General features: G+C 43.8%; 29 protein-coding genes, 21 tRNA genes and 1 rRNA gene. 38 read left to right on the forward strand and 13 right to left on the reverse strand.

Annotated elements, in window-relative coordinates:
* From rrf to ACQKFG_RS20070, 22 genes are all read left to right on the forward strand, one after another.
* Positions 1–95, forward strand: a 5S ribosomal RNA gene (rrf, locus tag ACQKFG_RS19965); the annotation flags it as partial.
* Between the two features lie 11 nt (positions 96–106).
* Positions 107–182 (forward strand) — tRNA-Val (locus tag ACQKFG_RS19970).
* A 10-nt stretch (positions 183–192) separates the two neighbouring features.
* Positions 193–268 (forward strand) — tRNA-Thr (locus ACQKFG_RS19975).
* Positions 269–288: 20 nt separating this feature from the next.
* Positions 289–364 (forward strand) — tRNA-Lys (locus tag ACQKFG_RS19980).
* Positions 365–372: 8 nt separating this feature from the next.
* Positions 373–454 (forward strand) — tRNA-Leu (locus tag ACQKFG_RS19985).
* 8 nt (positions 455–462) lie between these two features.
* Positions 463–537 (forward strand) — tRNA-Gly (locus ACQKFG_RS19990).
* A 12-nt stretch (positions 538–549) separates the two neighbouring features.
* Positions 550–638: transfer RNA gene (locus tag ACQKFG_RS19995), tRNA-Leu, on the forward strand.
* A 9-nt stretch (positions 639–647) separates the two neighbouring features.
* A tRNA-Arg gene (locus ACQKFG_RS20000) sits at positions 648–724 on the forward strand.
* An 11-nt stretch (positions 725–735) separates the two neighbouring features.
* A tRNA-Pro gene (locus tag ACQKFG_RS20005) sits at positions 736–812 on the forward strand.
* Between the two features lie 17 nt (positions 813–829).
* Positions 830–905 (forward strand) — tRNA-Ala (locus tag ACQKFG_RS20010).
* 28 nt (positions 906–933) lie between these two features.
* A tRNA-Met gene (locus tag ACQKFG_RS20015) sits at positions 934–1,010 on the forward strand.
* 10 nt (positions 1,011–1,020) lie between these two features.
* Positions 1,021–1,097 (forward strand) — tRNA-Ile (locus tag ACQKFG_RS20020).
* Positions 1,098–1,118: 21 nt separating this feature from the next.
* Positions 1,119–1,211 (forward strand) — tRNA-Ser (locus ACQKFG_RS20025).
* A 103-nt stretch (positions 1,212–1,314) separates the two neighbouring features.
* Positions 1,315–1,388: transfer RNA gene (locus ACQKFG_RS20030), tRNA-Met, on the forward strand.
* Positions 1,389–1,394: 6 nt separating this feature from the next.
* Positions 1,395–1,470 (forward strand) — tRNA-Asp (locus tag ACQKFG_RS20035).
* Between the two features lie 23 nt (positions 1,471–1,493).
* A tRNA-Phe gene (locus tag ACQKFG_RS20040) sits at positions 1,494–1,569 on the forward strand.
* Between the two features lie 17 nt (positions 1,570–1,586).
* Positions 1,587–1,662 (forward strand) — tRNA-His (locus ACQKFG_RS20045).
* Positions 1,663–1,666: 4 nt separating this feature from the next.
* Positions 1,667–1,740 (forward strand) — tRNA-Gly (locus ACQKFG_RS20050).
* 5 nt (positions 1,741–1,745) lie between these two features.
* Positions 1,746–1,822: transfer RNA gene (locus tag ACQKFG_RS20055), tRNA-Ile, on the forward strand.
* A 10-nt stretch (positions 1,823–1,832) separates the two neighbouring features.
* A tRNA-Asn gene (locus tag ACQKFG_RS20060) sits at positions 1,833–1,907 on the forward strand.
* A 1-nt stretch (position 1,908) separates the two neighbouring features.
* A tRNA-Ser gene (locus ACQKFG_RS20065) sits at positions 1,909–1,999 on the forward strand.
* 3 nt (positions 2,000–2,002) lie between these two features.
* Positions 2,003–2,074: transfer RNA gene (locus tag ACQKFG_RS20070), tRNA-Glu, on the forward strand.
* Positions 2,075–2,116: 42 nt separating this feature from the next.
* Here the strand turns inward: ACQKFG_RS20070 and ACQKFG_RS20075 are convergent.
* Both ACQKFG_RS20075 and ACQKFG_RS20080 read right to left on the reverse strand, forming a co-directional pair.
* Complete coding sequence (locus ACQKFG_RS20075; protein WP_260285260.1) at positions 2,117–2,866, reverse strand: TraR/DksA C4-type zinc finger protein; 750 nt, start codon at positions 2,864–2,866, stop codon at positions 2,117–2,119.
* A gap of 145 nt (positions 2,867–3,011) precedes the next feature.
* Positions 3,012–3,932, reverse strand: coding sequence for a 1,4-dihydroxy-2-naphthoate polyprenyltransferase (locus ACQKFG_RS20080; RefSeq protein ID WP_192206833.1), 921 nt, complete (start codon positions 3,930–3,932; stop codon positions 3,012–3,014).
* A 298-nt stretch (positions 3,933–4,230) separates the two neighbouring features.
* Between ACQKFG_RS20080 and ACQKFG_RS20085 the strand changes: the two genes are divergently transcribed.
* The 7 genes from ACQKFG_RS20085 to ACQKFG_RS20115 all read left to right on the forward strand — a co-directional run bounded on the left by ACQKFG_RS20085 (position 4,231) and on the right by ACQKFG_RS20115 (position 12,163).
* On the forward strand, positions 4,231–5,640 hold the full coding sequence (locus ACQKFG_RS20085; protein ID WP_192206832.1) for an isochorismate synthase: 1,410 nt from the start codon (positions 4,231–4,233) through the stop codon (positions 5,638–5,640).
* Positions 5,633–7,384 carry a 2-succinyl-5-enolpyruvyl-6-hydroxy-3-cyclohexene-1-carboxylic-acid synthase gene (gene menD / locus ACQKFG_RS20090; RefSeq protein ID WP_427562111.1) on the forward strand — a complete coding sequence of 584 codons (1,752 nt, stop codon included), beginning with the start codon at positions 5,633–5,635 and terminating at the stop codon, positions 7,382–7,384. The genes ACQKFG_RS20085 and menD overlap by 8 nt, the downstream gene beginning before the upstream one ends.
* A complete protein-coding gene (gene menH, locus ACQKFG_RS20095; protein WP_427562114.1) occupies positions 7,381–8,202 on the forward strand; it encodes a 2-succinyl-6-hydroxy-2,4-cyclohexadiene-1-carboxylate synthase in 822 nt (273 codons plus the stop codon). Before menD ends, menH begins: the two co-directional genes overlap by 4 nt.
* 7 nt (positions 8,203–8,209) lie before the next feature.
* Entirely contained in the window at positions 8,210–9,022 is an 813-nt protein-coding gene (menB, locus tag ACQKFG_RS20100) for a 1,4-dihydroxy-2-naphthoyl-CoA synthase (protein WP_370662606.1), read from the forward strand.
* 86 nt (positions 9,023–9,108) lie between these two features.
* A complete protein-coding gene (locus ACQKFG_RS20105) occupies positions 9,109–10,587 on the forward strand; it encodes an o-succinylbenzoate--CoA ligase (protein ID WP_427562117.1) in 1,479 nt (492 codons plus the stop codon).
* Positions 10,584–11,687: an o-succinylbenzoate synthase gene (gene menC, locus ACQKFG_RS20110; RefSeq protein WP_427562120.1), complete on the forward strand. Its 1,104-nt coding sequence runs from the start codon at positions 10,584–10,586 to the stop codon at positions 11,685–11,687. Before ACQKFG_RS20105 ends, menC begins: the two co-directional genes overlap by 4 nt.
* A gap of 329 nt (positions 11,688–12,016) precedes the next feature.
* Positions 12,017–12,163, forward strand: a complete 147-nt coding sequence (locus ACQKFG_RS20115; protein ID WP_153246142.1) for a hypothetical protein — start codon at positions 12,017–12,019, stop codon at positions 12,161–12,163.
* A 46-nt stretch (positions 12,164–12,209) separates the two neighbouring features.
* On the opposite strand, the gene ACQKFG_RS20120 is transcribed toward ACQKFG_RS20115, so the two are convergent.
* On the reverse strand, positions 12,210–12,905 hold the full coding sequence (locus ACQKFG_RS20120) for a response regulator (RefSeq protein ID WP_192206828.1): 696 nt from the start codon (positions 12,903–12,905) through the stop codon (positions 12,210–12,212).
* Positions 12,898–14,508: an ATP-binding protein gene (locus ACQKFG_RS20125; protein ID WP_427562123.1), complete on the reverse strand. Its 1,611-nt coding sequence runs from the start codon at positions 14,506–14,508 to the stop codon at positions 12,898–12,900. The genes ACQKFG_RS20120 and ACQKFG_RS20125 overlap by 8 nt, the downstream gene beginning before the upstream one ends.
* A gap of 140 nt (positions 14,509–14,648) precedes the next feature.
* On the opposite strand from ACQKFG_RS20125, the gene ACQKFG_RS20130 reads away from it, so the two are divergent.
* Positions 14,649–15,713 (forward strand): DctP family TRAP transporter solute-binding subunit, encoded by a 1,065-nt coding sequence (locus ACQKFG_RS20130; RefSeq protein WP_427562126.1) that lies wholly within the window; start codon positions 14,649–14,651, stop codon positions 15,711–15,713.
* A 64-nt stretch (positions 15,714–15,777) separates the two neighbouring features.
* Here the strand turns inward: ACQKFG_RS20130 and ACQKFG_RS20135 are convergent, their stop codons facing one another.
* Together ACQKFG_RS20135 and yidD are read right to left on the reverse strand one after the other, a co-directional pair.
* On the reverse strand, positions 15,778–16,728 hold the full coding sequence (locus tag ACQKFG_RS20135; protein WP_427562129.1) for a metal ABC transporter solute-binding protein, Zn/Mn family: 951 nt from the start codon (positions 16,726–16,728) through the stop codon (positions 15,778–15,780).
* A gap of 121 nt (positions 16,729–16,849) precedes the next feature.
* Positions 16,850–17,071: a membrane protein insertion efficiency factor YidD gene (yidD, locus tag ACQKFG_RS20140; protein ID WP_370662605.1), complete on the reverse strand. Its 222-nt coding sequence runs from the start codon at positions 17,069–17,071 to the stop codon at positions 16,850–16,852.
* A 209-nt stretch (positions 17,072–17,280) separates the two neighbouring features.
* Between yidD and ACQKFG_RS20145 the strand changes: the two genes are divergently transcribed.
* On the forward strand, positions 17,281–17,754 hold the full coding sequence (locus ACQKFG_RS20145) for an S-ribosylhomocysteine lyase (protein WP_427562132.1): 474 nt from the start codon (positions 17,281–17,283) through the stop codon (positions 17,752–17,754).
* A gap of 37 nt (positions 17,755–17,791) precedes the next feature.
* Here the strand turns inward: ACQKFG_RS20145 and ytzI are convergent, their stop codons facing one another.
* Positions 17,792–17,947: a YtzI protein gene (ytzI, locus tag ACQKFG_RS20150; RefSeq protein ID WP_192206822.1), complete on the reverse strand. Its 156-nt coding sequence runs from the start codon at positions 17,945–17,947 to the stop codon at positions 17,792–17,794.
* 124 nt (positions 17,948–18,071) lie between these two features.
* Between ytzI and ACQKFG_RS20155 the strand changes: the two genes are divergently transcribed.
* Positions 18,072–18,512, forward strand: a complete 441-nt coding sequence (locus ACQKFG_RS20155; RefSeq protein WP_192206821.1) for a Dps family protein — start codon at positions 18,072–18,074, stop codon at positions 18,510–18,512.
* A 95-nt stretch (positions 18,513–18,607) separates the two neighbouring features.
* Here ACQKFG_RS20155 and ACQKFG_RS20160 read toward each other — a convergent pair whose 3' ends face one another.
* Positions 18,608–18,874 (reverse strand): DUF6154 family protein, encoded by a 267-nt coding sequence (locus tag ACQKFG_RS20160; protein ID WP_370662567.1) that lies wholly within the window; start codon positions 18,872–18,874, stop codon positions 18,608–18,610.
* A 225-nt stretch (positions 18,875–19,099) separates the two neighbouring features.
* Between ACQKFG_RS20160 and ACQKFG_RS20165 the strand changes: the two genes are divergently transcribed.
* On the forward strand, positions 19,100–19,450 hold the full coding sequence (locus ACQKFG_RS20165) for a hydrolase (protein WP_192206820.1): 351 nt from the start codon (positions 19,100–19,102) through the stop codon (positions 19,448–19,450).
* A 98-nt stretch (positions 19,451–19,548) separates the two neighbouring features.
* Positions 19,549–20,019, forward strand: a complete 471-nt coding sequence (gene ytkD, locus ACQKFG_RS20170; protein WP_192206819.1) for an RNA deprotection pyrophosphohydrolase — start codon at positions 19,549–19,551, stop codon at positions 20,017–20,019.
* Here the strand turns inward: ytkD and ACQKFG_RS20175 are convergent.
* The 4 genes from ACQKFG_RS20175 to ACQKFG_RS20190 all read right to left on the reverse strand — a co-directional run bounded on the left by ACQKFG_RS20175 (position 19,981) and on the right by ACQKFG_RS20190 (position 22,790).
* Positions 19,981–20,139 (reverse strand): hypothetical protein, encoded by a 159-nt coding sequence (locus ACQKFG_RS20175; protein ID WP_427562139.1) that lies wholly within the window; start codon positions 20,137–20,139, stop codon positions 19,981–19,983. The genes ytkD and ACQKFG_RS20175 overlap by 39 nt on opposite strands.
* A gap of 70 nt (positions 20,140–20,209) precedes the next feature.
* Positions 20,210–21,001, reverse strand: coding sequence for an ABC transporter permease (locus tag ACQKFG_RS20180; RefSeq protein WP_427562142.1), 792 nt, complete (start codon positions 20,999–21,001; stop codon positions 20,210–20,212).
* The gene (locus tag ACQKFG_RS20185) at positions 20,991–21,761 is read right to left on the reverse strand and encodes an ABC transporter ATP-binding protein (protein WP_192206817.1); all 771 of its coding nucleotides are present in this window, start codon (positions 21,759–21,761) and stop codon (positions 20,991–20,993) included. Before ACQKFG_RS20185 ends, ACQKFG_RS20180 begins: the two co-directional genes overlap by 11 nt.
* A 27-nt stretch (positions 21,762–21,788) precedes the next feature.
* On the reverse strand, positions 21,789–22,790 hold the full coding sequence (locus ACQKFG_RS20190) for an ABC transporter substrate-binding protein (RefSeq protein WP_427562146.1): 1,002 nt from the start codon (positions 22,788–22,790) through the stop codon (positions 21,789–21,791).
* Between the two features lie 135 nt (positions 22,791–22,925).
* On the opposite strand from ACQKFG_RS20190, the gene ACQKFG_RS20195 reads away from it, so the two are divergent.
* The 4 genes from ACQKFG_RS20195 to ACQKFG_RS20210 all read left to right on the forward strand — a co-directional run bounded on the left by ACQKFG_RS20195 (position 22,926) and on the right by ACQKFG_RS20210 (position 25,499).
* Positions 22,926–23,717 (forward strand): alpha/beta hydrolase family protein, encoded by a 792-nt coding sequence (locus ACQKFG_RS20195; protein ID WP_342614718.1) that lies wholly within the window; start codon positions 22,926–22,928, stop codon positions 23,715–23,717.
* 38 nt (positions 23,718–23,755) lie between these two features.
* Positions 23,756–23,998, forward strand: coding sequence for a DUF2584 domain-containing protein (locus ACQKFG_RS20200; protein WP_076370015.1), 243 nt, complete (start codon positions 23,756–23,758; stop codon positions 23,996–23,998).
* Between the two features lie 221 nt (positions 23,999–24,219).
* Positions 24,220–24,684, forward strand: a complete 465-nt coding sequence (locus ACQKFG_RS20205) for a DUF523 domain-containing protein (protein WP_427562375.1) — start codon at positions 24,220–24,222, stop codon at positions 24,682–24,684.
* A 41-nt stretch (positions 24,685–24,725) separates the two neighbouring features.
* Complete coding sequence (locus ACQKFG_RS20210) at positions 24,726–25,499, forward strand: sulfite exporter TauE/SafE family protein (protein ID WP_192206815.1); 774 nt, start codon at positions 24,726–24,728, stop codon at positions 25,497–25,499.
* A gap of 142 nt (positions 25,500–25,641) precedes the next feature.
* On the opposite strand, the gene ACQKFG_RS20215 is transcribed toward ACQKFG_RS20210, so the two are convergent.
* Complete coding sequence (locus ACQKFG_RS20215) at positions 25,642–25,830, reverse strand: Fe3+ hydroxamate ABC transporter substrate-binding protein (RefSeq protein WP_141994705.1); 189 nt, start codon at positions 25,828–25,830, stop codon at positions 25,642–25,644.
* Positions 25,831–25,849: the final 19 nt, after the last annotated feature.

Genomic DNA, 25,849 nt, shown 5'->3' on the forward strand with positions numbered 1-25,849 from the left:
GTCACACCCGTTCCCATTCCGAACACGGCAGTTAAGCTCTTCAGCGCCGATGGTAGTTGGGGGTTTCCCCCTGTGAGAGTAGGACGTCGCCAAGCAGGTTTCATATGGAGGATTAGCTCAGCTGGGAGAGCATCTGCCTTACAAGCAGAGGGTCGGCGGTTCGATCCCGTCATCCTCCACCATTTTACACCTGCCGGTGTAGCTCAACTGGTAGAGCAACTGACTTGTAATCAGTAGGTTGGGGGTTCAAGTCCTCTTGCCGGCACCATTTTAAAATAGTACAAGCACGAGCCATTAGCTCAGTTGGTAGAGCATCTGACTTTTAATCAGAGGGTCGAAGGTTCGAATCCTTCATGGCTCACCATTTTATATGCGGGTGTGGCGGAATTGGCAGACGCACCAGACTTAGGATCTGGCGCCGCAAGGCGTGGGGGTTCAAGTCCCTTCACCCGCATCTTTCATGCGGAAGTAGTTCAGTGGTAGAATACAACCTTGCCAAGGTTGGGGTCGCGGGTTCGAATCCCGTCTTCCGCTCCACTTTTCGTATGTGCCGGGGTGGCGGAACTGGCAGACGCACAGGACTTAAAATCCTGCGGTAGGTGACTACCGTACCGGTTCGATTCCGGTCCTCGGCACCATCATAATATGCGCCCGTAGCTCAATTGGATAGAGCATCTGACTACGAATCAGAAGGTTGTAGGTTCGACTCCCGCCGGGCGCACCATGTTTTTATTGCGGGAAGTAGCTCAGCTTGGTAGAGCACTTGGTTTGGGACCAAGGGGTCGCAGGTTCGAATCCTGTCTTCCCGACCACGTGATTTTTAATGAATGGGGCCTTAGCTCAGCTGGGAGAGCGCCTGCCTTGCACGCAGGAGGTCAGCGGTTCGATCCCGCTAGGCTCCACCATTTTTCAATCAGAAACTTATATTATATTGGCGGTGTAGCTCAGCTGGCTAGAGCGTACGGTTCATACCCGTGAGGTCGGGGGTTCGATCCCCTCCGCCGCTACCAATAAATATAAGGACCTTTAGCTCAGCTGGTTAGAGCAGACGGCTCATAACCGTCCGGTCGTAGGTTCGAGTCCTACAAGGTCCACCATATTCACTTTTTAAAAGCCATGGAGGTATACCCAAGTTCGGCTGAAGGGATCGGTCTTGAAAACCGACAGGGGAGTCAAATCCCGCGGGGGTTCGAATCCCTCTACCTCCTCCATTTTTTCAAAAAGCAGCAAGTTGTTTTGAAACACCCTTACATAAAGGATGCGGACGAAACGTTATACACGAAAACTTGATGCAAATCGTTTCATTATTACCGTCGCGGGGTGGAGCAGTCCGGTAGCTCGTCGGGCTCATAACCCGAAGGTCGCAGGTTCAAATCCTGTCCCCGCAATTATTAGGTCCCGTGGTGTAGCGGTTAACATGCCTGCCTGTCACGCAGGAGATCGCGGGTTCGATTCCCGTCGGGACCGCCATTTTTAAAATTCAATACATATGTGGCTCAGTAGCTCAGTCGGTAGAGCAAAGGACTGAAAATCCTTGTGTCGGCGGTTCGATTCCGTCCTGAGCCACCATATTCTAAAAAATTACGGCGATTGTGGCGAAGTGGTTAACGCACCTGATTGTGGTTCAGGCATTCGTGGGTTCGATTCCCATCAGTCGCCCCATTTCGCGGGTGTAGTTTAGTGGTAAAACCTCAGCCTTCCAAGCTGATGATGAGGGTTCGATTCCCTTCACCCGCTCCAAATATGGGCCTATAGCTCAGCTGGTTAGAGCGCACGCCTGATAAGCGTGAGGTCGATGGTTCGAGTCCATTTAGGCCCACCATATTCATTGTTCCGCAGTAGCTCAGTGGTAGAGCATTCGGCTGTTAACCGAACGGTCGTAGGTTCGAGTCCTACCTGCGGAGCCATGGGGAAGTACTCAAGAGGCTGAAGAGGCGCCCCTGCTAAGGGTGTAGGTCGCGCGAGCGGCGCGAGGGTTCAAATCCCTCCTTCTCCGCCAGTTGGCCCGTTGGTCAAGCGGTTAAGACACCGCCCTTTCACGGCGGTAACACGGGTTCGAATCCCGTACGGGTCATAACAAAAAGGGAAGCATACATGAATGTATGCTTCTTTTTTTTCATTTCTTTTCATTGATATAACTATCTTTTTGTTTATAGGGAATGTCTCCAAGATTGGATTCTATATTTTCTTCCTCCAGTGTATCTTCATATACCTTTTGCTTTTTGTTCGGTATGTTCACTCTATTTTTTCCTTCGATATCATTTGCGGCATAACCTTCATAGTCTTCAGGAAACCCGTTCGTTTCATCCTCGGTTTTATATAGATCATTATAATTGTCATGATCGCCTGTGTAATCGGATGGTGTTTCGGATGTACCGAATTTGGCAACTTCACCAAAGCTATCTTCTTTATCCACCATTTCGATTCCATGACGATTTTCAAAATGATCACCCATGGATGGGATTAGTATATCCTCTTCCGCAGGCCGGTCTTGTGAAATTGACCGTTCTGGAGCATGCTCGACACAGTAGAGGGTGCTTGGGATCGCTTCAAGCCTCTCGATGGGGATTTCCCTATTGCAGGTTTTACAATGGCCATACGAGCCTTCTTCCATGGCTTTCAAAGCTTCATCGATTTTCTCCATTTCGGATTGTGCATGCTCATCGAGTGCTTGATTCCGTTCCATCTCGAATAATTCGGTACCAAGATCAGCAGGATGATTATCATAGGATGATAATTCCCCTACGGATTCAGTCTGGCTTTTATCCAGAACGGATTGTTCATCATTTTGAATTCTATTAATTAGCTCATTTTTTTCTTGAAGCAGTTCTTTTTTGAATTTTTGTGTTTGTTGTTTCGTTGCCATATCGGATTCACTCCTTCTAAAGTCTAAATTTCAATTATATTGGTAAGATGGTTGTATTATCTATTACCCGAATCGGAGTATAGGAAAACAATAAGGAACGGATTATAGAAAAAAGGACTGAGCAAATGAGCTCAGTCCCAGGAGATTATATAAGATAGCTGATGAATAATCCAATGGCCATGAGTAAGCCAAAGAAGGTGTTCGTTTGGGCCGTGGCTTTCATTGCTGGCACCATCGTGATCGGCTGCGTTTTACCTACGAAGCCTTTGATTGCGGCCAGGGCTTTCGGGATGCTTAGGAAGGCAAGGAGGATCCACACCGTTACGCTTCCGGTAAGGACTAGCCCAACTAGCCATAGATAAGAGAATGCGAACATGATTGCCATGAATGTCAGGGCGTTTTTCCGGCCCATGACTACCGGCATCGTTTTGCGGCCATGTGCCTTATCTCCGTCATGGTCACGTAGGTTATTCGATAAGTTGATCAACCCGACCAATATTCCACTTGGAATGGCAATTAAGATGGCTGTTGAAGAAACATCACCGGTTTGAATGAAAAAGGCGATCAGGATTATCAAAAAGCCCATGAACAAACCAGAAAAAAGTTCCCCGAATGGTGTATATGAAATGGGCAAGGGGCCGCCTGTATAAAGATAGCCGACAAGCATGCAAACCAGTCCTACTGCAGCAAGCCACCAAGATGATGCAGCACAGATATAGATTCCAATTATCAAGGCGATGGCATACATGCCAAGGGCCAAGTTCATGATTAGTTTGGGGGTCATCCCATGACGGACGATCCCGCCGCCGATGCCTACGGATTCCTCCGTATCCAAGCCTCTCTTGAAATCATAGTATTCATTGAATAAATTGGTTGCAGCTTGTATCAGGATGCTTGCAATCATCATGGCAGCGAATAATAACCAATTCACTCCATCCTCCAAAAGTGCAATAACAGTTCCAAGCAAGACTGGAACAAAAGCTGCGGTTAGTGTATGTGGACGAATTAACTCCCACCAAATCTTCCAGGTCCGTTTAAGGGGAAGTCCGTCGTATTCTGTTTGCATTATTTCTCTCCTCAAAATCATTATTGGTTCTCTCGAAATTATAACAAATATTGAAATGTTGCACAAAAGGTTATCCTAATAAATGCAGGAAAAGTAGGCAACGGTATATTTAGAATCCATGGATGGTACATTTCCAGAATCAAGGATATTTCTCTACATTCGCTAAGATTCATATAATAAGGAAAAAAGCAGGAAAGAATCGTTCGGTAAAGGGGCGTTTTATTGACATGAGGTTCAAGGGAGGTGTATCTTTAAATAGGTTAAAAAGCTTTTAAAATGTACATTTGGGGGGATTTTTTTGGCTATCTCAGAGGAAACTGAACAGTTTCAGGGACTGGCTTCAGCTATACAAAAGGCGAAGGACTTGAATGATCAAGTTCTATTCAGTCATATTAAGAAAGTTAATTGCAACAACCCCCTTTCATTTTATCAAGCTGGAAGAGAACGGTACGCGGGTGAACGCTTTTTCTGGGAGGACCCTGCAAAGGATATAACCATCACCGGTTTAGGCAATGTTAAGAAACTCAAAGCGGCATCGAATGCCGAACGTTATAGAGAAGTCGAAAAGAGCTGGATCAAACTGCAGAATACTGCTGTCAAAACAGGAGTGACCGATGTAGAAGCGACAGGTCCGTTACTGTTTGGGGGCTTTTCTTTTGATTATGAAACGGACAGTACGCTCCTGTGGAATCAGTTCGGGGACAACCTGTTTTATATACCTGCCTTCATGCTGACAATAGTGGGGAAACAAGCTTACTTAACGACAAACTTACTTTGTTCGCCTGATGATTCAGAAAAACTCTTCATAGATATGATAAATGAACGGGAAGCTTTCCTTTTCGAAAGCTTGGATGGAAATGGATCGGGTGTAAATTCCCTGGTTATGCAGAGGGAAGTCGAACCTGAGGAATGGAAGCGGACGGTCGAAGAGGCTGTTCAGGAAATCAAGACGACAGATCTCGACAAGATCGTTTTGGCAAGGGAGCTTCGACTTGCTTTTGAACGTTCCATCGATTCAGGGAAAGTGCTTGAACAATTGATTGCTGAGCAGCCTTTAAGCTATATTTTCAGTTTGGAGGCTGGCGGTGACTGTTTTGTAGGTGCCACCCCTGAACGTTTAATTAAGAAACAGGGAAATGAAGTTTTTTCAACCTGTCTTGCCGGATCGATGGGGCGAGGGAAAGATGAGCAGGAAGATGTTTGTCTTGGTGAAGAATTGCTTCATGACCAAAAGAATTTACAAGAGCATCAATATGTCGTGTCGATGATATCCAATGCTTTTGATTCTGTATGCGAAAAGGTGATGGTTCCTGCCGAACCGACACTTATGAAAAACCGTCATATCCAGCATTTGTACACACCGGTCCGCGGTATATCCAAGGATGGCGTCACGATTTTTGAATTCGTCGAGAATCTCCATCCTACACCTGCCATGGGCGGACTACCAAAAGAAAAGGCCGTTGTCCGGATCCGGGAAATGGAAGGTCTTGAACGCGGCTTTTATGCGGGTCCTTTAGGTTGGGTGGATACGTATGGAAACGGGGAATTCGCTGTAGGGATTCGTTCTGCCCTTATACAGAACAATGAGGCATCCCTCTTTGCCGGATGCGGGGTAGTCGAAGATTCGACTCCCGAAAGTGAATTCCGGGAAACAGGGATTAAATTCAATCCGATGTTAAGTGCTTTAGGAGGAAATCTTAATGAATGACCGAGATGCATTGACAGCGTATGCTACTTCATTCGTCGATGAGCTGGCACAAAATGAGGTGAAGCATGTAGTGGTGAGCCCAGGTTCACGATCTACGCCCATAGCTTTGTTGCTAGTGGAGCATCCTGATATCAAAATTCATATTAATGTGGATGAGCGTTCGGCTGCTTTTTTTGCCCTTGGTTTGGCTAAGGCCTTAAAAGAACCTGTCGGACTTCTTTGTACGTCCGGTACAGCCGCAGCAAACTATTACCCAGCCGTCATTGAGGCTTTCTATTCAAGAGTGCCGCTCATTGTACTTACTGCTGACCGCCCGCATGAATTGCGTGATGTCGGAGCCCCGCAGGCGATCGATCAGATACATCTTTACGGAAGACATGTAAAATGGTTTGTCGAAATGGCACTTCCTGAAAGCACGGATGGGATGATGCGGTATGCCAGAACGGTCGGTGCAAGGGCGGTGGCTACAGCGGCAGCTGAACCTGCAGGGCCTGTACATTTGAATTTCCCGCTTCGTGAACCATTGATTCCGGATCTGGAGAAAGCAAAGGAGTACAGGCAAAATAAACTGACGCCTGCAGTGTTGATTGACAGTGGAGAACGGTCACTGTCCGCATCACAAATAGAAGCTGTTGCAACTACATTGTCACAAGCTAAGCAAGGTATCATCGTATGTGGCGAGTTAGCGCATCCCGAGATGAAGGAAGCCATCGTCGCATTAGCGGAAAAACTTGCTTATCCTATACTGGCTGATCCCCTTTCGCAGTTAAGGAGCGGTAGTCACGACAAAGCCGTCATAATTGATGCGTACGATACATTTCTGCGCGATGAAACGGCAAAAGCGGCTTTCAGGCCGGAAGTGATCTTGCGTTTCGGGGCAATGCCTGTTTCTAAACCCTTATTGTTATTCATGAAAAAACAAAAACAGGCAATCACTTTGGTCGTCGATGGCGGAGCAGGCTGGCGTGAACCAGCCGGATTGGCAACGAATATGATTTACAGCGAAGAGAAAGATTTTTGTTTGAAAATGGCTGATAAAATTATTTCTTCCCCTGATGATGATTGGCTTCGTTTATGGCAGACCGTCAACGGAGCGACGAAGGATGCCCTGGCCTCCGTCAGGGATGAATCGGAGTTAAGTGAAGGCAAGCTGTTCGCCCTGCTTGCTGATATGATGCCATTGGAATCGACGCTGTTTGTCGGGAATAGCATGCCCATACGTGATTTGGATACCTTCTTTTTGAATAATGGAAAAGGAATCAAAACCATGGCAAATCGAGGTGCGAACGGGATTGATGGTGTCGTTTCCACTGCTCTTGGCGTAAGCACGGTATCGAAAAATACAGTGCTGGCAATCGGGGATTTAAGTTTTTTCCATGATATGAATGGCTTGCTTGCGGCAAAACTTCAAAAACAAAATATCACGATATTGTTGGTTAATAATGATGGCGGCGGCATATTCTCCTTCTTGCCGCAGGCGAATGAGAGGGAACATTTCGAAACGCTATTCGGCACGCCTCATGGGCTTGATTTTTCCCATACTTCAAAGCTTTATGGCGGTAAATACAGCAAGGTCCAAAGTTGGAATGAGTTTGAGAAGGTATTTACGGAGTCATTTGAAATCCAAGGTCTGAAAATCATCGAAGTACCGACAGAAAGAGAGTCCAATTTACAAAAGCATCGAAATTTGTGGAGCTTTGTTTCCCAGGAAATAAAAATGGTGTTAGATAGGGAAATATCATGAATATTGTCAGCAAGGATGTAAAGTATGCTGTTGAAATAACGGGAAATGGAGATCCTCTTGTACTTTTACATGGATTTACGGGAAATCGGGATACATGGAAATTCCTCATTCCGCTACTGAGTGACAGGTATACCATGATAATGGTCGACATCATCGGTCATGGCATGTCTGCGTCACCAGCCGATCATCGAAGGTATGAGATGGAGCGTGTGGCTGAGGATATCAAGTATATTTTGGATGTGTTACATTTCCCGAAAGCCCATATCCTTGGATACTCGATGGGCGGAAGGCTCGGATTGGGATTTGCCTGTTTGTATCCCGAGTATGTTGATACACTGATATTGGAGAGCGCTTCACCAGGCCTTTCAACAGAAGGGGAACGGGAAATCCGAAGGGAAAATGATAGGAAGCTTGCCGAACGGATTCTTGTAAATGGAATGGAATCATTTGTGGATCAATGGGAAAACATCCCGTTATTTGAAAGTCAAAAACGGTTGTCGGCCAAAACGAGGTCGGCCATTCGGGAGCAGCGGTTGGCAAATGACCCTGCCGGCCTTTCCAAAAGCCTTCTTGGTATGGGGACAGGCAGTCAGGCTTCATACTGGGAACAACTGCAAACTCTTGATTTCCCTGTGCTCCTTGTAACCGGTGAACTCGACCGTAAGTTTTGTGACATTGCGGACTCAATGATGAGAAAGCTGAAGCGGGCCGAGTGGAAAATAATAAATGATGCGGGACATGCGATTCATGTGGAAGTTGGAGAAAAGTTTGGTAAAATAATAAGTGAGTTTTTAAAGCGAAATATAAGGAGGAATTAAGTTGACGATACAATGGGAAACAATACGTGAGTATGATGAAATTTTGTATGAAAAATATAACGGGATTGCTAAAGTGTCCATCAACCGACCGCATGTACATAATGCATTCACGCCAAAAACGACTGCTGAAATGATTGATGCATTCGCAAGGGCGCGTGACGATTCAAGCATTGGTGTCATTATTTTAACAGGTGTAGGCGGCAAAGCATTCTGTTCAGGCGGAGATCAAAAAGTACGCGGAAATGGCGGGTATGTAGGTGAAGATAACATTCCGCGTCTAAATGTTCTTGATTTGCAACGTTTGATCCGTGTAATTCCAAAACCGGTCGTAGCCATGGTTGCGGGATATGCAATTGGTGGCGGAAATGTCTTGAACGTGGTATGTGACTTGACGATTGCTGCTGACAATGCAATTTTCGGACAAACTGGACCGAATGTGGGAAGCTTTGATGCTGGTTATGGTTCTGGCTACCTTGCACGTATCGTGGGTCATAAAAAGGCGCGCGAAATCTGGTACCTATGCCGTCAATACAATGCACAGGAAGCATTGGATATGGGATTGGTCAACACGGTTGTACCTTTGGACGAATTGGAAACGGAAACGGTTAAATGGTGTGAAGAAATGCTTGAGAAGAGCCCGACTGCACTTCGTTTCTTGAAAGCGGCAATGAACGCTGATACGGATGGCCTTGCAGGTCTTCAACAATTGGCTGGTGACGCTACACTTTTATACTATACAACAGAAGAAGCAAAAGAAGGCCGCGATGCATTCAAAGAAAAACGCACACCGGACTTTGGGCAATTCCCTCGTTTCCCTTAATGAAACGCGTGAATCGATGAGACTGACAGCTTGGCGGAAAATCGCCGGGCTGTTTTCTATATCAAAATGGAAGAGGGTAAGCAGCAATGGCGGAAGAAAAGTTGCCGAACTGGCTGAAAAATCGGGCGCATCTTTCACCGGATCGCCCGGCAATTGAGTTTGAAGGTCATACGTATAGCTTTCTTGAACTGCATACATTATCGGAGAAAATGGCTGGTAAGCTGGCAAGCGTTGGTCTGGGCGCTGGCGATTCATGTGCGGTTTTGCTCCGTAACCATATTGATGGTGTTGTCGTTATCCATGCACTACTTTATCTCGGTGTGAAGATTGTGATGCTGAATAATAAGCTAACGGCAAAAGAGCTGTCCTGGCAGATCGGGGATAGTGGATCTGCCCATTTGGTTTCAGAAGGCTCCTTCTCCGGCAAACTCTCTGATATTGGTGAGATTCTCCCAGAATTGAACCTTCATTTAATGGAAAAATTGCCGGATGGCACTGCGGAGATACTTCAAGAGTTTTACCTTGAGGATACCGCGACGATCATGTACACATCAGGTACGACAGGAAATCCAAAAGGAGTGATCCAAACATTCGGCAACCATTGGTGGAGTGCCGTCGGGTCGGTTCTGAACCTTGGATTGCATGAGGAAGATTCTTGGTATTGTGCTGTTCCCATCTTTCATATTAGCGGTTTATCCATCCTGATGAAAAATGTGATATATGGCATGAAGGTCGTTTTGGCAGAACGTTTCGATGAACGGGAGGCAAACCGGAGTATCCAGGAAAATGGCGTGACGATCATTTCGGTCGTGACGACAATGCTGAATAGGATGGTGCAGGATTTGAAGGGAGCAAGCTATCCGGCAACGTTTCGCTGTTTCCTGTTGGGCGGCGGCCCTGCACCCGTCCATTTACTTGAGGTATGTAAGGAGAAAGGGATTCCCGTCTATCAAACATATGGGATGACCGAAACGTCTTCACAGATTGTAACACTGGCACCGGAGTATAGCATGACAAAAATCGGCTCGGCGGGAAAGCCTTTGTTTCCTTCGCAGTTACGGATAGAGAAAGACGGAACGATGTGTGAACCGGTTGCAGTGGGCGAAATCGTGGTTTCAGGTCCGAATGTGACGAAAGGCTATTTTAATCGGCTGGATGCTACACAGCAGGCCATTACCGATGGATGGCTTTATACTGGGGACCTTGGTTATCTCGATGAGGAAGGCTTTTTATATGTGCTTGACCGACGCTCGGATTTAATCATTTCCGGCGGTGAAAATGTCTACCCGGCCGAGATCGAAAATGTCCTAAGTAAGCACCCTGATGTTTTCGAAGCGGGAGTAACGGGGACTGACGATGAAAAATGGGGACAGGTCCCACTTGCCTTTGTCGTCTTGCATCAAGGTGCAGAACTTGATGAGAGCGAACTGCTGGAATATTGCAGGGGATATTTGGCATCTTATAAAATTCCCCGGAATGTGATTTTTTGTAAGGAGCTTCCCCGGAATGGCGCAAGCAAGCTTTTGAGACGGGAACTGAAGAAGGAAATGGGGGAATGGCAATGAAGTTATCCTCCATTTCCCTTAAGCTCATTAAGGCCCCTTTAAAGCGGTCATTCAAGACGCATCTCGAAACGGTAAGCGATCGGGAAGTGATAATTGTCGAAGCCATGGATGAAGACGGATTGATTGGATACGGGGAAGCTGTTCCTTTTACAAGTCCTTGGTATACCGAGGAAACGATCAAGACATGCTTTCATATGCTGGATGATTTCTTAATTCCGCTGACATTGGCCAGTCAGATCAAGCATCCTGATGAGCTGCCGAACTTATGGAGCGGAATCAGACGGAATGCGATGGCGAAGTCGGCTTTAGAGCAGGCAATCCTTGATTTATATGCGAAGCAGAAAGGAGTCTACCTCGGGCGGCTGTTTGGCGGCGAACGAAGTGAAGTGGCCGCTGGAGTAGTCGTTGCATCCAATGACATAGAAGATGCGATGCGCCAGATCGAGGATTTTTCCGGATCTGGGTATCAGCGTTATAAAATAAAAATCAATCCTCAAAATGATCTGGAGTTTTTAGGGGAAATACGTCGGGCCTATCCCGATATCCCGCTAATGGCAGATGCCAATTCAGCGTACAGTCTGGATGACATCCAACATCTTCAGAAGCTTGATTCGTTTAAGCTGATGATGATTGAGCAGCCGCTTGGACATGACGACATTGTGGAACATTCTTTTTTGCAGAAACAACTGCAGACACCCATTTGCCTTGATGAAAGCATAAATTCATTTCATGATGCCAAAAGTGCACTGTCGCTCCAAAGCTGTGGGGTGATCAGCATTAAGATGGCTAAAGTCGGCGGCTGGATGGAAGCTGTAAGAATCCATGATTTTTGCCTGGGTAATGGTGTGCCCGTTTGGTGCGGCGGTATGATTGAATTTGGCATTTCACGTGCACATAATATCGCACTTGCCACATTAAAAGGATTCACCATTCCCGGGGATATATCATCTTCATCCCGTTATTGGGAAGAGGATATAATCGATCCCGAAGTCATTGTCGAAAATGGCATGATCCAAGTTCCCGATAAAGCTGGAATCGGTTTTGCCATCAATGAAAAGCGATTAAAGGAATTGACTACATATAGTAAACTGTACAAATGAAAACATCAAAAGAGGTGCATTACGGCCTCTTTTGATTAAAATATTGATAATCTTCCTTTTTACCTCCCACGTTTCATGTAACTCACTCTTTTAGTATTTTTTTGACAGGAATCCCACCCTTTTGGTAAAAGATTTAATAGGATAAATAAAATATAAGTTTGAAGTTTCGATCGGCATCCCCCCAACCATGATTTTTAAAGGGGTAAACCTAGGCCCTGATAAACCATATTTTTTCGGGAAATGGGGTTTTGTCTATTTTTTCTTTATTGGATTATTTTGTATAATGAAATCAAAAGAATGGCAAACAAGGGAAAGGGAGGGGAGCGTGTATGAAAAAACCGTACCTAATTGCGGAAATTCTACTGAGAAGAGGCATGCCTGACTATGTCATAAAAGAAGTGACGGCTTTAAAGGAATGCGAGCTGTTTCTTTTGAAGAGAAAGTGGGGCCTCTATGACCGGAAAACAGGTGCGTAAAGAATGAAGTAAAAAGGGAACCGTTCCGAGCCGGTCCCCATGCGTTTTAAGGTTTACTAAGCCGGTACCTATTGACAGGGCGGCCTATGCTGCCATACTGTACGTCAAGCTGAAGGACTTCTTCACCATGCAAGTACTCGAGATAGCGCCTTGCTGTAACTCTGGCGATACCAATCCCATCAGCCACTTCTTCTGCAGATAGCGACCCAGGCTGGGTCTTTATGAACTTTGTCACTTGCTCAAGAGTCGCGCCATTCAATCCTTTGGGAACATCATATTTCGGACTCGCTTCAGAATGTGTTTTATTTTGAAAGAGTATTCGGTCGAGCTGGGTTTGAGAAATTTGATGGTCAGGTTCAACCTCCATCCGAAAAGCGAAGTATTGTTCCAGCGTATGTTTTAGCCTATCGAATTTAAATGGCTTGATTAAATAGTCAAAAGCCCCGTTCTGCATCATTTTTCGGATCGTTTTCTGATCATTTGCCGCTGAAATGATGATGACATCCACATCAATTTGCTCTTTTCTGATTTGATAAAGTGTATCAACCCCGTTTAAAGAAGGCATGAAGATGTCCAAAATGACAAGGTCGGGTTTAGACTTCCTGATTTTTTCCAGACCTTCAAGCCCATTTGAAGCTGTATCAACGACTTTAAAAGCAGGCAGGCGCTCAATGAATTGTTTGTTGACCTCTTGGACCATTGGGTCGTCTTCAATTAAAAGTACACGAATTTGGTTAGTCATTTTGGTTCTCCTCTATATCGTGCATGGGAAAAGAAAGAAAAAAGCTTGTTCCTTCGTTAGGGCGTGTCGTGAATTTCATCTCGCCGTTCGCTTTTTTTACAATTTGGTCTATTAGATAAAGACCAATTCCTGATCCTTCCGCACCTTTTGTTGTAAAACCATACTCGAATATATCTTTATGAATGTCCTCGGGAATGCCGGGACCATTATCCTCAAGCACGATTTGACAATGACGTTCATCCTGGTAGATGGATAAATAAACTTGTTTTGTTTCCTCAGAACAATGCTTTAGCGCTGCATATGAGTTTTCGATCAGGTTTCCGATTATCAAAACAAAATCGTGATGATCCAAATCAGCGGGGAATCGGTCCAATTTCGTGTGCTTGTCCATGATGAGCTCGATTCCGAGTTCCCGTCCCAATGAGATCTTGCTTAATATCAGCCCCACTAAATTATCATCGTGAATGTGCTTCGTTAAAAACCTGGTCAATTCCTCTTGTTCTTCCGTGATCTGAAAAATGTAATGCAGTGCTTCGTCAAGATTACCTAGCTGGATCAATCCGGCTATCGTATGAAGTTTGTTCATATGTTCATGGTTTTGAACACGCAGGGCTTCAACGAATGCTTTGACACTAGTCAACTCTTCAGCTAGCTTCGTCACATCGGTGCGATCCTGGAAAATGGCTACGGCACCGATCGTTCTATCCGCAATCTTTATCGGTACCCTGTTGCTTACAATATTCCTGTTTTGAACGGAGATTTCCTGATTGAAGATGGGAGATGTCCGATCGAGCACTTCCGGGAGACGGGTATCGTGTATAATATCATTGATGTTCTTGCCTATGACTTCACCGTTGATATTGAATATTTGCTTAGCCTTTTCATTGAAAATCGTGATCGTTTCATTATTATCTATGGCGATGACCCCTTCATGCATCGCATTGAATGCGGCTGTCCTTTCAACCAGCATCCGTGAAATTTCATGTGGTTCAAGTTGGAAGGTCTCCTTTTTTATCCTTTTTGCCATGAGCCATGAGCCGCATACCCCGAATAGAAGTGTAAGGACTAGGATAATCGCGATTTCGCCTTTCAGATCCTTGATTAACTCCGGTATCGTAGGCAAGATATTCCCAACCAGGACGACGCCGATTTGCTCTCTATCTTTATCAAGGATCGGGACAAAGGCGCGGACGGAAATGCCAAGTTCGCCAGCCGCCTTTGAAAGATACTCGTGCTCAGCGAAAGCAGCGCTTTCATCACCGCTTTCCGAAGGGGTCCCCAATTGGCTGAACACCGGATGGGAATAACGTATATGCTGATTGTTGAGCACAACTATATAATCTGCTTGATGGATTTTCCTTAAGTTTTCAATAATCGGATTGAGCTGAGTCCATCCTTCGGGCTCTCGGACCAATTTTTGTACTTCTGGGAGTTCGGCAATGGTATGGGCAGTGATCATGGATCGTTTGCCGATTTCATCTTCCTTGACTGAAACGATGTTTCCGAATATAAAAATCCCGCCTATTAGTATCGAAAAAGCGACGATTACGAATGATAGCAGGGTGATTTTAATTTGAATGGGCATATGAAAGGATTTATCCATTGTTTTTCCTCCATTACTTCTATACTTTATAGTAACAGAATTTCTATTACTTTTCGCCATTTTTCGCGCATTGTATTACGACAGTAAAAAGCTGTGATAGAATAGTAATAATGTGAAGTGAGCGGTGAGGAGTTGTCGGTATGCGTGCATTATGGGGGTACTTATTATTAATTGGCCTGGGGCTGTTGATAGCAGTGTATATATCGTTTCAATCTTTCTTTACAAGCTTCGGTTTCAATTTGCCGAAGGATGAGGAGCAGGTCGGGATGAAGGATCAAATCGTGATTAAGTTCAGTCATGTCGTTGCCGAAAATACACCTAAAGGGCAAGCTGCGATCAGGTTTGCCCAACTTGTCGATGAATATACAGATCATCGTGTCAAAATTGAAGTTTACCCTAATCAGTCATTATATAGTGACCATGAAGAAATCAAGGCATTACAAGAAAACAAAGTGCAGATGATTGCTCCAACTACATCTAAAATTACGAGCATATCAAAGAAATGGATGCTATTGGACCTTCCTTACGTCTTTCCGACGGACGCTGCTTTGCAGGAAGCATTGAATGGGGAAGTGGGGGAAGAGCTGCTTAAGCAGCTGAATACCATCGATATAGAGGGACTCGCATTTTGGTCGAATAACTATAAACAGATTACAAGCAGTAAACCGATACGGCATCCAAGGGATTTTGCCGGAAAGAATTTTAGAATCATGCCAAGTGCAGTCCTGGAAAGCCAATTCAAGCATTTTGGGGCGACAACTTCTGTGCTGGAGTTTAATGAAACGTTTAAAAGTCTTGAAATCAATGAAACAGACAGCCAGGAAAATACGATTTCGAATATCTATTCCAAGAAATTATATGAGGTGCAAAAATATTTAACGATCAGTGATCATGGCTATTTAGGCTATGTCGTCATGATAAATAAGCCGTTTTGGAACAAACTCCCGTTGGACATTCAGCAGCAAATCCAACGGGCGATGGATGATACAACGAAATGGCTATGGATCAAATCAAATGAAATGAATCAGGAACAGCTTAAGGAAATCCAGCAAAAATCGAATATCGACATCTATACACTGTCAGATGAAGAAAAGAAGGAATGGATGGATGAGATGACCGTCATCTATCCGGAATTCGAATCAACGATCGGAACAGAATTGATGATGAAGATGGAAAAGATCCGTGATAAGCATTTAAACGAATAACGAAAACACGCATTAAATAGCAGGGGACAAAAAAAGAGCGGACCCAATGGGCCCGCTCTTTTTTCTATTGCAATGCAGTTTGAAGTGTCTTGATATTCTTTTCCATCAAACTGAAGTAATCTTCACCGGCTTCGATATCCTTGTCCGTCAACACGGAAAGGTTATGGAGCTCAAGTGATTTCGCTCCCATTTCCTTTTGGATGATCTCGGTTAGTTTAGAACTGATATTCTGCTCATAGATGACGTAATTCAAGTCTTCTTTTTCAGCCATGGTCACGATTTTTCCCAGTTCCTTTTGAGAAGGTTCGTTTGAAGACGTTAGTCCTGTGACGCCGATTTGTTTCAATCCATAGCGCTCCTCCCAATAACCATATGCAGAGTGGGAAACGATGATCTTATTGGTACGGCCCGACTCGATCGTCGTCGCGAAATTTTTATCAAGTGCCTCAAGCTTTTCGGAAAGCTCCTTGAAATGATTGTTGAAATATTCTTCCTGTTCCGGCATTTTTTTCGTTAATTCGTCCTTGATGGTTTTAGCCATGTCAATGGAATAGATGGGATCTAACCACAAATGCGGATTAACGCCCCCATGATCATGACCGTCTTCTTCATGTGAATGTTCCTCTTCGTGTGCATGCTCATCTTCATCAAGATGAACCGTTTCACCCACCGCGATCGTTCTGACGCCTTCTTTGCTTAGAATTGGTTCAGCCTTGGTTACAAAGCCTTCTAGATTATAGCCAATATAGAAAAATAGGTCTGACTCAGCCATTTTTACAATATCTTTTTGAGAGGGTTCGAATGAGTGTTCATCCGTTCCGGGAGGATAAACCGTCTCGACATTTACGTACTCCCCGCCAATGGCCTCCGTGAAGTACTGTAAAGGGTAAACCGTCGTATATATATCTAAGGCATCCTTGGTTTCATCTTTACTCGATTCTTCCTTTGAGTTGCCGCAGGCTGACAGAAATACCGCAGTAACAAGGAAAAGTGAGAGCAATGCTCGAATTTTCATATGAAATGCTCCTTTGTAATTCGTATTGATTACGATTTGAATGTTATGTGGTAAAAACGAAATGATTACGATTTGACTTCTGTATGATACAAAAAATTGCAATAGAAAGCAAGGTTTTTTTCTATTGGCCCTCACTTTTTTCTTTTTTCTCGGGAACAAGGTCAATGCCCCCTGGATGAAACGGATGACATTTAAGAATCCGGATGAGTGCTAACCAGCTTCCTTTTATAGGTCCGAAACGATTGATCGCTTCTAAACCATAATGGGAACAAGTTGGGTAAAAACGGCAAGTAGGCGGTTTTAATGGAGAAATGGCAACTTGGTAAAAACGGATGATTCCCATTAATATTTTTTTCAACACAAGGCTTTCATCTCTTTTCGAGTATATTCACTACCCTTCATTATAGCATATTTTCTAGGTTTCCAATAAGGGTAAAAAAGGAATAAGCATTGGGGTAATCCGATAGATATAATAAGAATTAATTTTAATGGATGAAATATATTGTTATTCAAGGTAAAATAGAGATGACATACAATTAAGGAGTGAATTAAATGCCTTCAGTTGAAAGCTTTGAATTAGATCATAATGCTGTTAAAGCCCCATATGTTAGACATTGCGGTGTCCATAAGGTAGGAACAGACGGTCTTGTTAATAAATTTGATATCCGTTTTTGCCAGCCGAATAAACAAGCGATGAAGCCGGATACGATCCATACCCTGGAACACTTGCTTGCATTCAATATCCGTAAACATTCCGAGCGCTACGATCACTTTGATATTATCGATATTTCGCCAATGGGATGTCAAACAGGATATTACCTTGTTGTCAGCGGTGAGCCGACAGTGACGGAAATCATCGATGTTCTTGAAGATACATTCAAGGATGCTGTTACAATTACTGAAATTCCAGCGGCAAACGAAAAACAATGCGGCCAAGCAAAATTGCATGATCTTGAAGGGGCCAAGAAATTAATGAATTTCTGGCTTGCACAAGATAAAGAAGATCTTCATAAAGTTTTCGGTTAATAAAAAAGTTCCTGTCTTATTGTGACAGGAACTTTTTTCATTTTTCGGGTTCTCCTTTTTCCCCCTCTTCCTTAGGCAAAGGATCGATGGGATCCACTGTATGCTTGTAGCTGTACCCTTTTCCGATTGTTAGGACCGATAAGGCCAATACAATCAGAATCACAATGATGGAGATGACTAAAACCGTAATCATACTTCACAGCTCCTAACGTTCACAATTTAGATTCATTTTAGCATAAGAACCGTATCAGATAATGTTTCAATTTTCGAATAGAGGGAATTATAAAGGTATAACCAAATTACGGAGGTAGATATTCATGGTTCAGAAAAAATTGGGAACTTTAGTAAATAAGGAAATTGCAAACTTCAGTGTTCTTTATACGAAAATTCATAATTACCACTGGTTCGTGAATGGACCGCACTTCTTTGAACTTCACCAAAAATTGGAGGAGTTATATAAAGAAGTGACATCCAACTATGATGAATTGGCTGAAAGGTTATTGGCCATTGGTGAAAAACCGGTCGCTACACTTAAAGAGTATATGGAATTAACGACGATCGAAGAAGCGACAGGTAATGAAAATACAGAAGATATGGTTCAAAGCGTCATCAGTGATTTTGAGAAGCTTTCCGAAGAGTTCCTGGAAATCATCGAAGTTGCCGAAGAAGAAGATCCCGTTACGGCTGATATGCTGACAGGCATGAAGAAAAGCCTAAACAAACATGCTTGGATGCTGCGTGCGTATTTAGGACATTAAGATTTAGGAAAAGCCCTGCTTCGGCAGGGCTTTTTTTTAGGTTAAAACAATAAAAAAGGCATCCATCATAAGAGGGACACCGGACAAAGTATGTATTAATGAATATTCCTAGGCGGAAAATGTGTAGGTTTCGTATCGTTCAAACTATTTTGGGCGAACTTCCCTTTTAACGTTTCAATAATGTAAAGGCCCATTAAATTGGTCAGTTCTTGATCATCCATCTCTTGAAGCAATTCGAAAATTTCCTTACGGTCAAGCTGTTCCAGGACCGCAAAAGTGAGCATATCAATATCTTCTTCATCACCAGTCATCTTATCGCGGTACATATTGTATAATTCTTCAATTAACTTCAAAACTCTCACCTCACATTTATTAGAATCCGTTATCTCTTTATATGTAGGTTATCAAAAAAAACTCTGGGTGCATATAAAAATCTTAAGGGATGCTTGGGCTTATTATATGTTTTACCCTTTGAAAGATACTTTAATCTATTATTTAACATCTTTGTTCTTCTGTAAACAAAATTTTCCATTGTATGAAGTAGAGAAATACGTGAAAAATAAGCGTAGGATATATGGAAAGGGTGGATGAATGTGTCCGAAAACAGGAAAAAATATTACATTTGGCTTCCGAATGGGCAGATAACACAAGATAGGGAAAGCTCTCCATGGAATTTCGAAATCGAGGCGACCGATAATGAAATCATCAAGTTACGTGAATTATTTGATTATAATTATTCAATAGGCGAAGAAAATTTTTACCGCTCACATGTCCCATACCTTCAATACCATTTTGACCGTGAAAATGATAAACAGGATATCACGCTCCAAAAAATTTACGAGATGATTTATGCTCTAGGTACCGATGAAGGAAAACGGCATATAGAAAGCATGGGGATTTTACAGGCAAAACCAACTGACGATGGCCTCGAATATTGAGGGTCCATCGTTTTTTTGATGTGATGCAGATTCTAGCTTTTACCCATATAATGAAAGAAGGACATAGCATTATTTCTTAAACGGAGAGAAGGGGAAAAATGAAGCGTTTTCTTGATAAGAACGGATATAAGGTGGAATACTCCGAGAATCCTGTCTTTGGAGAGTCTTGGCATGTTTTAGTGCTCAGCAGATATAAAGGCAGGTGGGTATTGACCAAACACAAAGAGCGGGGATTGGAGTTCCCCGGAGGAAAGCGGGAAGCAGGGGAATCGATTGAAGAAACGGCCATAAGGGAAGTGTATGAAGAAACAGGAGGCTTTGTGGGCCAGCTGCGATTTTTGGGACAATATAAAGTACATGATCCAGTGAAGCCATTCGTTAAATCAATATACTACGCTGCATTAAGTGAAGTAGAGAAAAAACAGGATTACCTGGAAACGGAAGGCCCGATCTTTTTGGAAGCATTGCCGGATGTACTCGGTGAGGAGTTTAGCTTCATCATGAAAGACGAGATTGTACCATTGAGCTTATCAAGACTGGATGATGCCATTTTGCTGAGAAACGAGTGAATCTGTTGAATTCACGAGTAAACCGCCGAAATTCACGAGTAAAAGTGCGGAATTCACGAGTAAACCGCCAAATTTCACGAGTAAACGGTCGAAACTCACGAATAAATGGGTGAAACTCACGAGTAAACCGCCAAAGACTCAATTCATTCTAGCACGAATGAAAAACTGCCGAGGGTTATCGGCAGTTTGGTTAGTCTTTGATTAATTTTCGCTCGAGAAGTTCTACTAGTTGATACATGATTGTGGCAAAGACGGCAATGATCATCAAGGCAAGCATTACGAGGGTGAAGTTGAAGACTTGAAAGCCATAAATGATGAGGTAGCCGAGTCCTTTGGCCGAAACTAGGAATTCCCCCACGATGACGCCGACCCAGGAGAGGCCGACATTCACTTTCAATGTCGAGATGATCGTTGGGAAAGAGGCGGGTAAGATGACTTCCCGAAAAGCTTGTGTTCTTGTGGCGCCAAAAGTTTGGAGTACCTTCAGGTAATTCGGGTCCACTTCGCGAAATGCAGTGTAGACGACGATGGTGGTGATGATGATGGAGATGATCGCCCCCATCGAGATGATGGATGGAAAGCCAGGACCGAATGCAACGATGATGATGGGGCCGAGTGCCACTTTCGGCATGGCATTTAAAATGACGAGATAGGGGTCTAGTGTTTTGGATAATCTTGGTGACCACCAAAGCAGGGATGCCAGGACGGTTCCAAGCAATGTCCCTATGATAAAGCCGAGAACGGTCTCGAATAGCGTCACTCCGGAATGGGATAGAAGTGTTCCATCACCCAATTTTTGAATGAAAAGGTGCCACACTTTGGTTGGGGAGCTGAAGATGAGCGGATCAATCCATTCCATCCGGGAAAAAAGTTCCCAACTGCTGAAGAAAACGATGAAAATCAGGATCTGATAAAAGCGAATGAGCCTGTTTTCCTTTTTTAATTTGGTTTTATATTGGTTATGAAGCTGTTCAATATTCAAGGCTCTCAAGCTCCTTCCAGATCGTTTGGAATAGCATTGGATAATGTGGGTGGTTGCGTGCATGGAAAGGCGTCAGTTCACGCAGTTCATCGGGTACCTCGAATGTTTTGTGCACGCTTCCCGGGTTCGCGGAAAACAGGTAAATGCGGTCACTCATTGCGATGGCTTCACCGATATCATGGGTGACGAGCACGGCTGTCTTTCCGAAGGATTTCAGGGTTTCAAAAACAAGGTCTTCCAGCTTCAACTTCGTTTGGTAATCAAGGGCCGAGAAGGGTTCATCAAGCAAAAGGATTTTTGGGTCGACCGCCAGTGTCCGTGCCAGTGCGGCCCTTTGCCTCATTCCGCCTGAGAGTTCGCGTGGATATGATTTTCCGGTGCCTCCCAATCCAACGTCACTTAATAGTTTCAGCGTCTTTATTCTCTCAAGACCTTCATCCTTTTTAATTAGTTTCAATCCTAATAAAACATTTTCTTCTATCGTCTTCCATGGAAATAGATAATCCTGCTGCAGCATATAGCCGATTGAAAGGTCACTGTTGGCCTTCAGCGGTTTGTTTTCGAGCAGGATCTTTCCCGAAGTAGGCGAAAATAGTCCAGCGATGATGGAAAGCAGGGTAGTCTTTCCGCAGCCGCTCGGACCTAGAAAAGAGACGAATTCACCTTTTTCAATGTCGAGGGAAATGTCCGCCAGTGCGGTCGCTGCCGTCTGATTTGAAAAATAAGTATGGTGAATGTCTTGGATCTTTAAAAAGCTCATCGGACATCCTCCTTACCTTAAGTTATGCTATTTTGTGACTTCTTCAGCAAAATCGGTATTGACCAGCTCATCATGGCTTATACGTGAAGGCAGCTCGCCTGCTTCATCCATGACGTTTTGCAGATTGATCCATTCTTCTTCATCAAGAATGGGATCTGTGGCAAATGAACCTTGTTCTTTGTAGCGGTTGATAACTGTTTCCATCGTCTCGAGATTGGTATCTTCAAAATACGGCTGAATGACTTTGGCGATTTCGGCAGCGTCATTTTCCTGAACCCAATCCTGTGCTTTCTTCAATGCTTTCGTGAATTTCTTGACCGTCTCTTTGTCTTCTTTCAAATAACTTTCCTTAGCCATATAAACCGTATAAGGAAGATGCCCGGATTCGGAGCCGAAAGAAGCGACGATATAGCCTTTTCCTTCTTTTTCAAACACACTGGCCGTTGGTTCGAACAGTTGAACAAAATCGCCGGTACCGGAAGCGAACGCAGTTGCGACATTCGCAAAATCAATATTCTGTATGAGGTTCAAATCTTTTTTCGGGTCTATGTTATGTTTTTTCAAGACGAACTCGCCGGCCATTTGCGGCATCCCGCCTTTTCGCTGGCCTAGGAATGTAGAGTTTTTCAGCATATCCCAATTGAAGTTGTCAATTTTTTCACGTGAAACAAGAAACGTCCCATCCGTTTGTGTTAATTGAGCGAAATTGATGACCGGGTCGTTCGAACCTTGTGCCCGAACGTAAATCGATGTTTCAGAGCCAACGAGAGCAATATCAGCCCCACCGGACAGAAGCGTGGTCATCGTCTTGTCGCCGCCTGCCGTCGTTTTCAAATCAATGCTGAGACCCTCATCTTTAAAAAATCCTTTTTCAATCGCTACATATTGCGGTGTATAGAAAAGGGAGCGGGTTACTTCGGCAACCCTGACTTTCGTTGTTTCCTGTTCCTTGTTGCCACATGCTCCAAGCGGGATCACCAGCATGCACAGAAGTAAAAATACGACACCTGCTTTACACCATTTTTTCAAAATTCCTTCCTCCTTGATATATAGGTATTTTGCCTACCTTATCGTATGAACGGATGAAAAAAATGTGAATGCCTCTCAGGGGATAAAAACAAGCGGATGTTTTACAATAAGAATAAAGAGAAAGGAGAGTGGAAATTGGAGAACGGAACGATTATTTCAAAACAGCGGTTTCCATCACCGCATCCACGAATCCATCTTTATTCAGTCACATACATATCACAAGGCCTGAAAGTAAAGGGGCTGCTAGCTGAACCGGTTGATGGTGAAATACATGACGCTTTCTTATATTTACGCGGCGGGATAAAAAATGTCGGCAAGGTGAGGCCTGCAAGGATCGTGCAGTATGCTGTTGAAGGCTTCATCGTTTTTGCCCCTTTCTACCGTGGAAATCAAGGCGGGGAGGGAGATGAGGATTTTGGAGGCGAAGATAGATTCGATGCGATAGCAGGATTCAATCTTCTTGAACAGCACCCCCGGGTGAACAAGGATCACATTCATATCCTCGGATTTTCCCGTGGCGGCATCATGGCGCTTTGGACTGGGATATACTGCAGGAATGCAGCGTCGATCGTCACCTGGGGTGGTGTATCGGATATGTTTTTAACATATGTCGAGCGTGTCGATATGCGTCGGATGATGAAGCGGGTCATCGGCGGAACACCTAAAAAATGCCCCGATCAATATGAATACCGTACGCCATTGTTTGCAATTGAAGATTTGAATGTACCCGTTCTGATCATTCATGGTGAAAAAGATGACAATGTCGCCATTGAACACGCGTACCGGTTGGAAAAAAGGTTGAAAATGCACGACAAAGAGGTCGAAAGCTGGTATTTCCCTCAATTCACGCATTACTTCCCACCCGCCGTGAACAGAAAAGTAGTCGAAGATTTAACATCTTGGATGAAAAGTAAAACCGAAAAATGATAGAATGAAATATATATTGGCAAGAGGAGGAGATACACATGGGCATGCCTATGGAGCTAAATACCATGATCGTTACAAAAGGGAACGAAACCCGTGAAGAAGAAAACATTTTTCGGCTGTCGAAAGATGGTTACAGGTTATACCCTATCGATATTCCAATCGATGTCCGCAAGACGATTCAATCTGACTCAAGCGGAACAGCCGTTATTCAAAAAATTGAATGGACAAGTGAAAAGACCATCATTACGTACCAACTACTATCACTGAACTCTACTAACTAAATAGACAAGCGCTTGCCGGGAATCGTCTCGCAGCAAGCGCTTTTTTTGATTTGTTGCATAATTCGACCTGTGCACCAAAGAAATGGACCGTAAACGCACATCATTCGGCTTACACGCCAATATTTCAACCGACATCTTATCCCTGGTGGATTCAATCTTCGAAATGATTGTCATTTAAAAAATGGTAAAATGGTGTAAAGCGCATAAGGTTGGGTGATTTGATGATTTTGGTGAGTTCTTGTTTAGCGGGTCTTGAGGTTAGATACAATGGTACACACAGCTTGGATGAAAGAATTATGGAATTGGTGAAGGAGAAAAAGGCTATAGCGGTTTGTCCTGAGTTGCTTGGCGGTTTTTTGACACCGAGGGATCCTGCGGAGATAGTTGGCGGTGAAGGTGGGGATGTCCTTGATGGAAAAGCGAAGATCATCGAAAAGTCGGGCAGGGATGTAACGGAATTGTACATAAAGGGAGCGAATCTTACGTTATTGAAAGCCCAGGAGTTAGGGGCGACGTTAGTCGTTTTAAAAGAAAATAGTCCATCCTGTGGAAGTGCCACGATTTATAATGGGGAATTCAAGGGGGAGAAGAAGGTCGGGAATGGAGTGACCGCGGCTTTGCTTAGGCGGCATGGATTCACGGTCATTTCAGAGGAAAGGTTATTCGATTATCTGGATGGACAATGAGTAAGGCATTATAGATAGTGCTTTTGAAAGAAGGGGAATACATGGAGGATATCAATCTTTATACTTTGCTATTTTTAGTACTTGCCGGTTTTATTGCCGCATTCATCGATTCCGTTGTGGGCGGGGGCGGATTGATTTCCATTCCGGCATTATTGTTCACGGGGATTTCGCCTTCAGCGGCACTTGCCACTAACAAGCTGGCGGGTACAATGGGATCTTTAACGAGTACGATTTCATTCATTCGGGCTGGAAAAGTGGATTTCAAATTCGTCATCAAGCTGTTTCCGATTACTGTGATTGGAGCGGCGTTAGGAGCATACGTTGTACATTTCGTTTCCGCAGAGATACTGAAGCCCCTCATTTTGATTTTGCTGGTCATTGTCGCGATTTATACGTTGGTAAAAAAGGATTGGGGTAAAGATGCAAAGTATAAAGGGCTGAAAAGGAAGAAAATGATTCTTTTGATACTCATAATATTTGCGATTGGTTTTTATGATGGTTTTCTTGGACCAGGCACAGGGTCCTTTTTATTATTTTCATTTTTGATCATCGGGTTTGATTTTGTCCAGGCTGCCGGAAATGCAAGAATATTGAATTTCGGAAGCAATATTGCCGCACTTATCATTTTCTTATCCATGGGGACCGTCAATTTTGCCTATGGAATTCCGATGGGTCTGGCAATGGTCGCAGGAGCATTGGTCGGAACGAACTTCGCAATTAAGAAAGGTGCTTCATATGTACGGATATTATTCATTTGCGTCACGATTTTATTGATTGGAAAAAATGTCTTGAATTATTTTCATGTGTTTGGATGAGATAAAAGATGGCCGGAGATACAAGTTGTATTTTCGGCCATTTTTACATTCATTTTGTGAAATTCAAGTCCCATTGAACGCCAAACTGATCCTTGACCTTGCTTGATTTTTCATGTAATCCTCCTGTTGCGTATCATGACTATCAATTCGGCAGGGAGATTTTATCCTCTTTATCAAAACAAACTTCGCAGATGAAGCTTCCTTCATTTTTTAAATATGCCTTTATTTCAGTCATCCCTTTACGCTTTGGATAACGCATTTTCACAAGAACGACTTCGTCCCCCTTAATTTCTTTACCACATTTAACACACTTGGGATCTTCCCCAAACATCTAAACACCTCCAAGCAAT

The sequence above is a fragment of the Peribacillus sp. NPDC076916 genome (genome assembly GCF_050269675.1).
GTDB lineage: Bacteria > Bacillota > Bacilli > Bacillales > DSM-1321 > Peribacillus > Peribacillus aracenensis.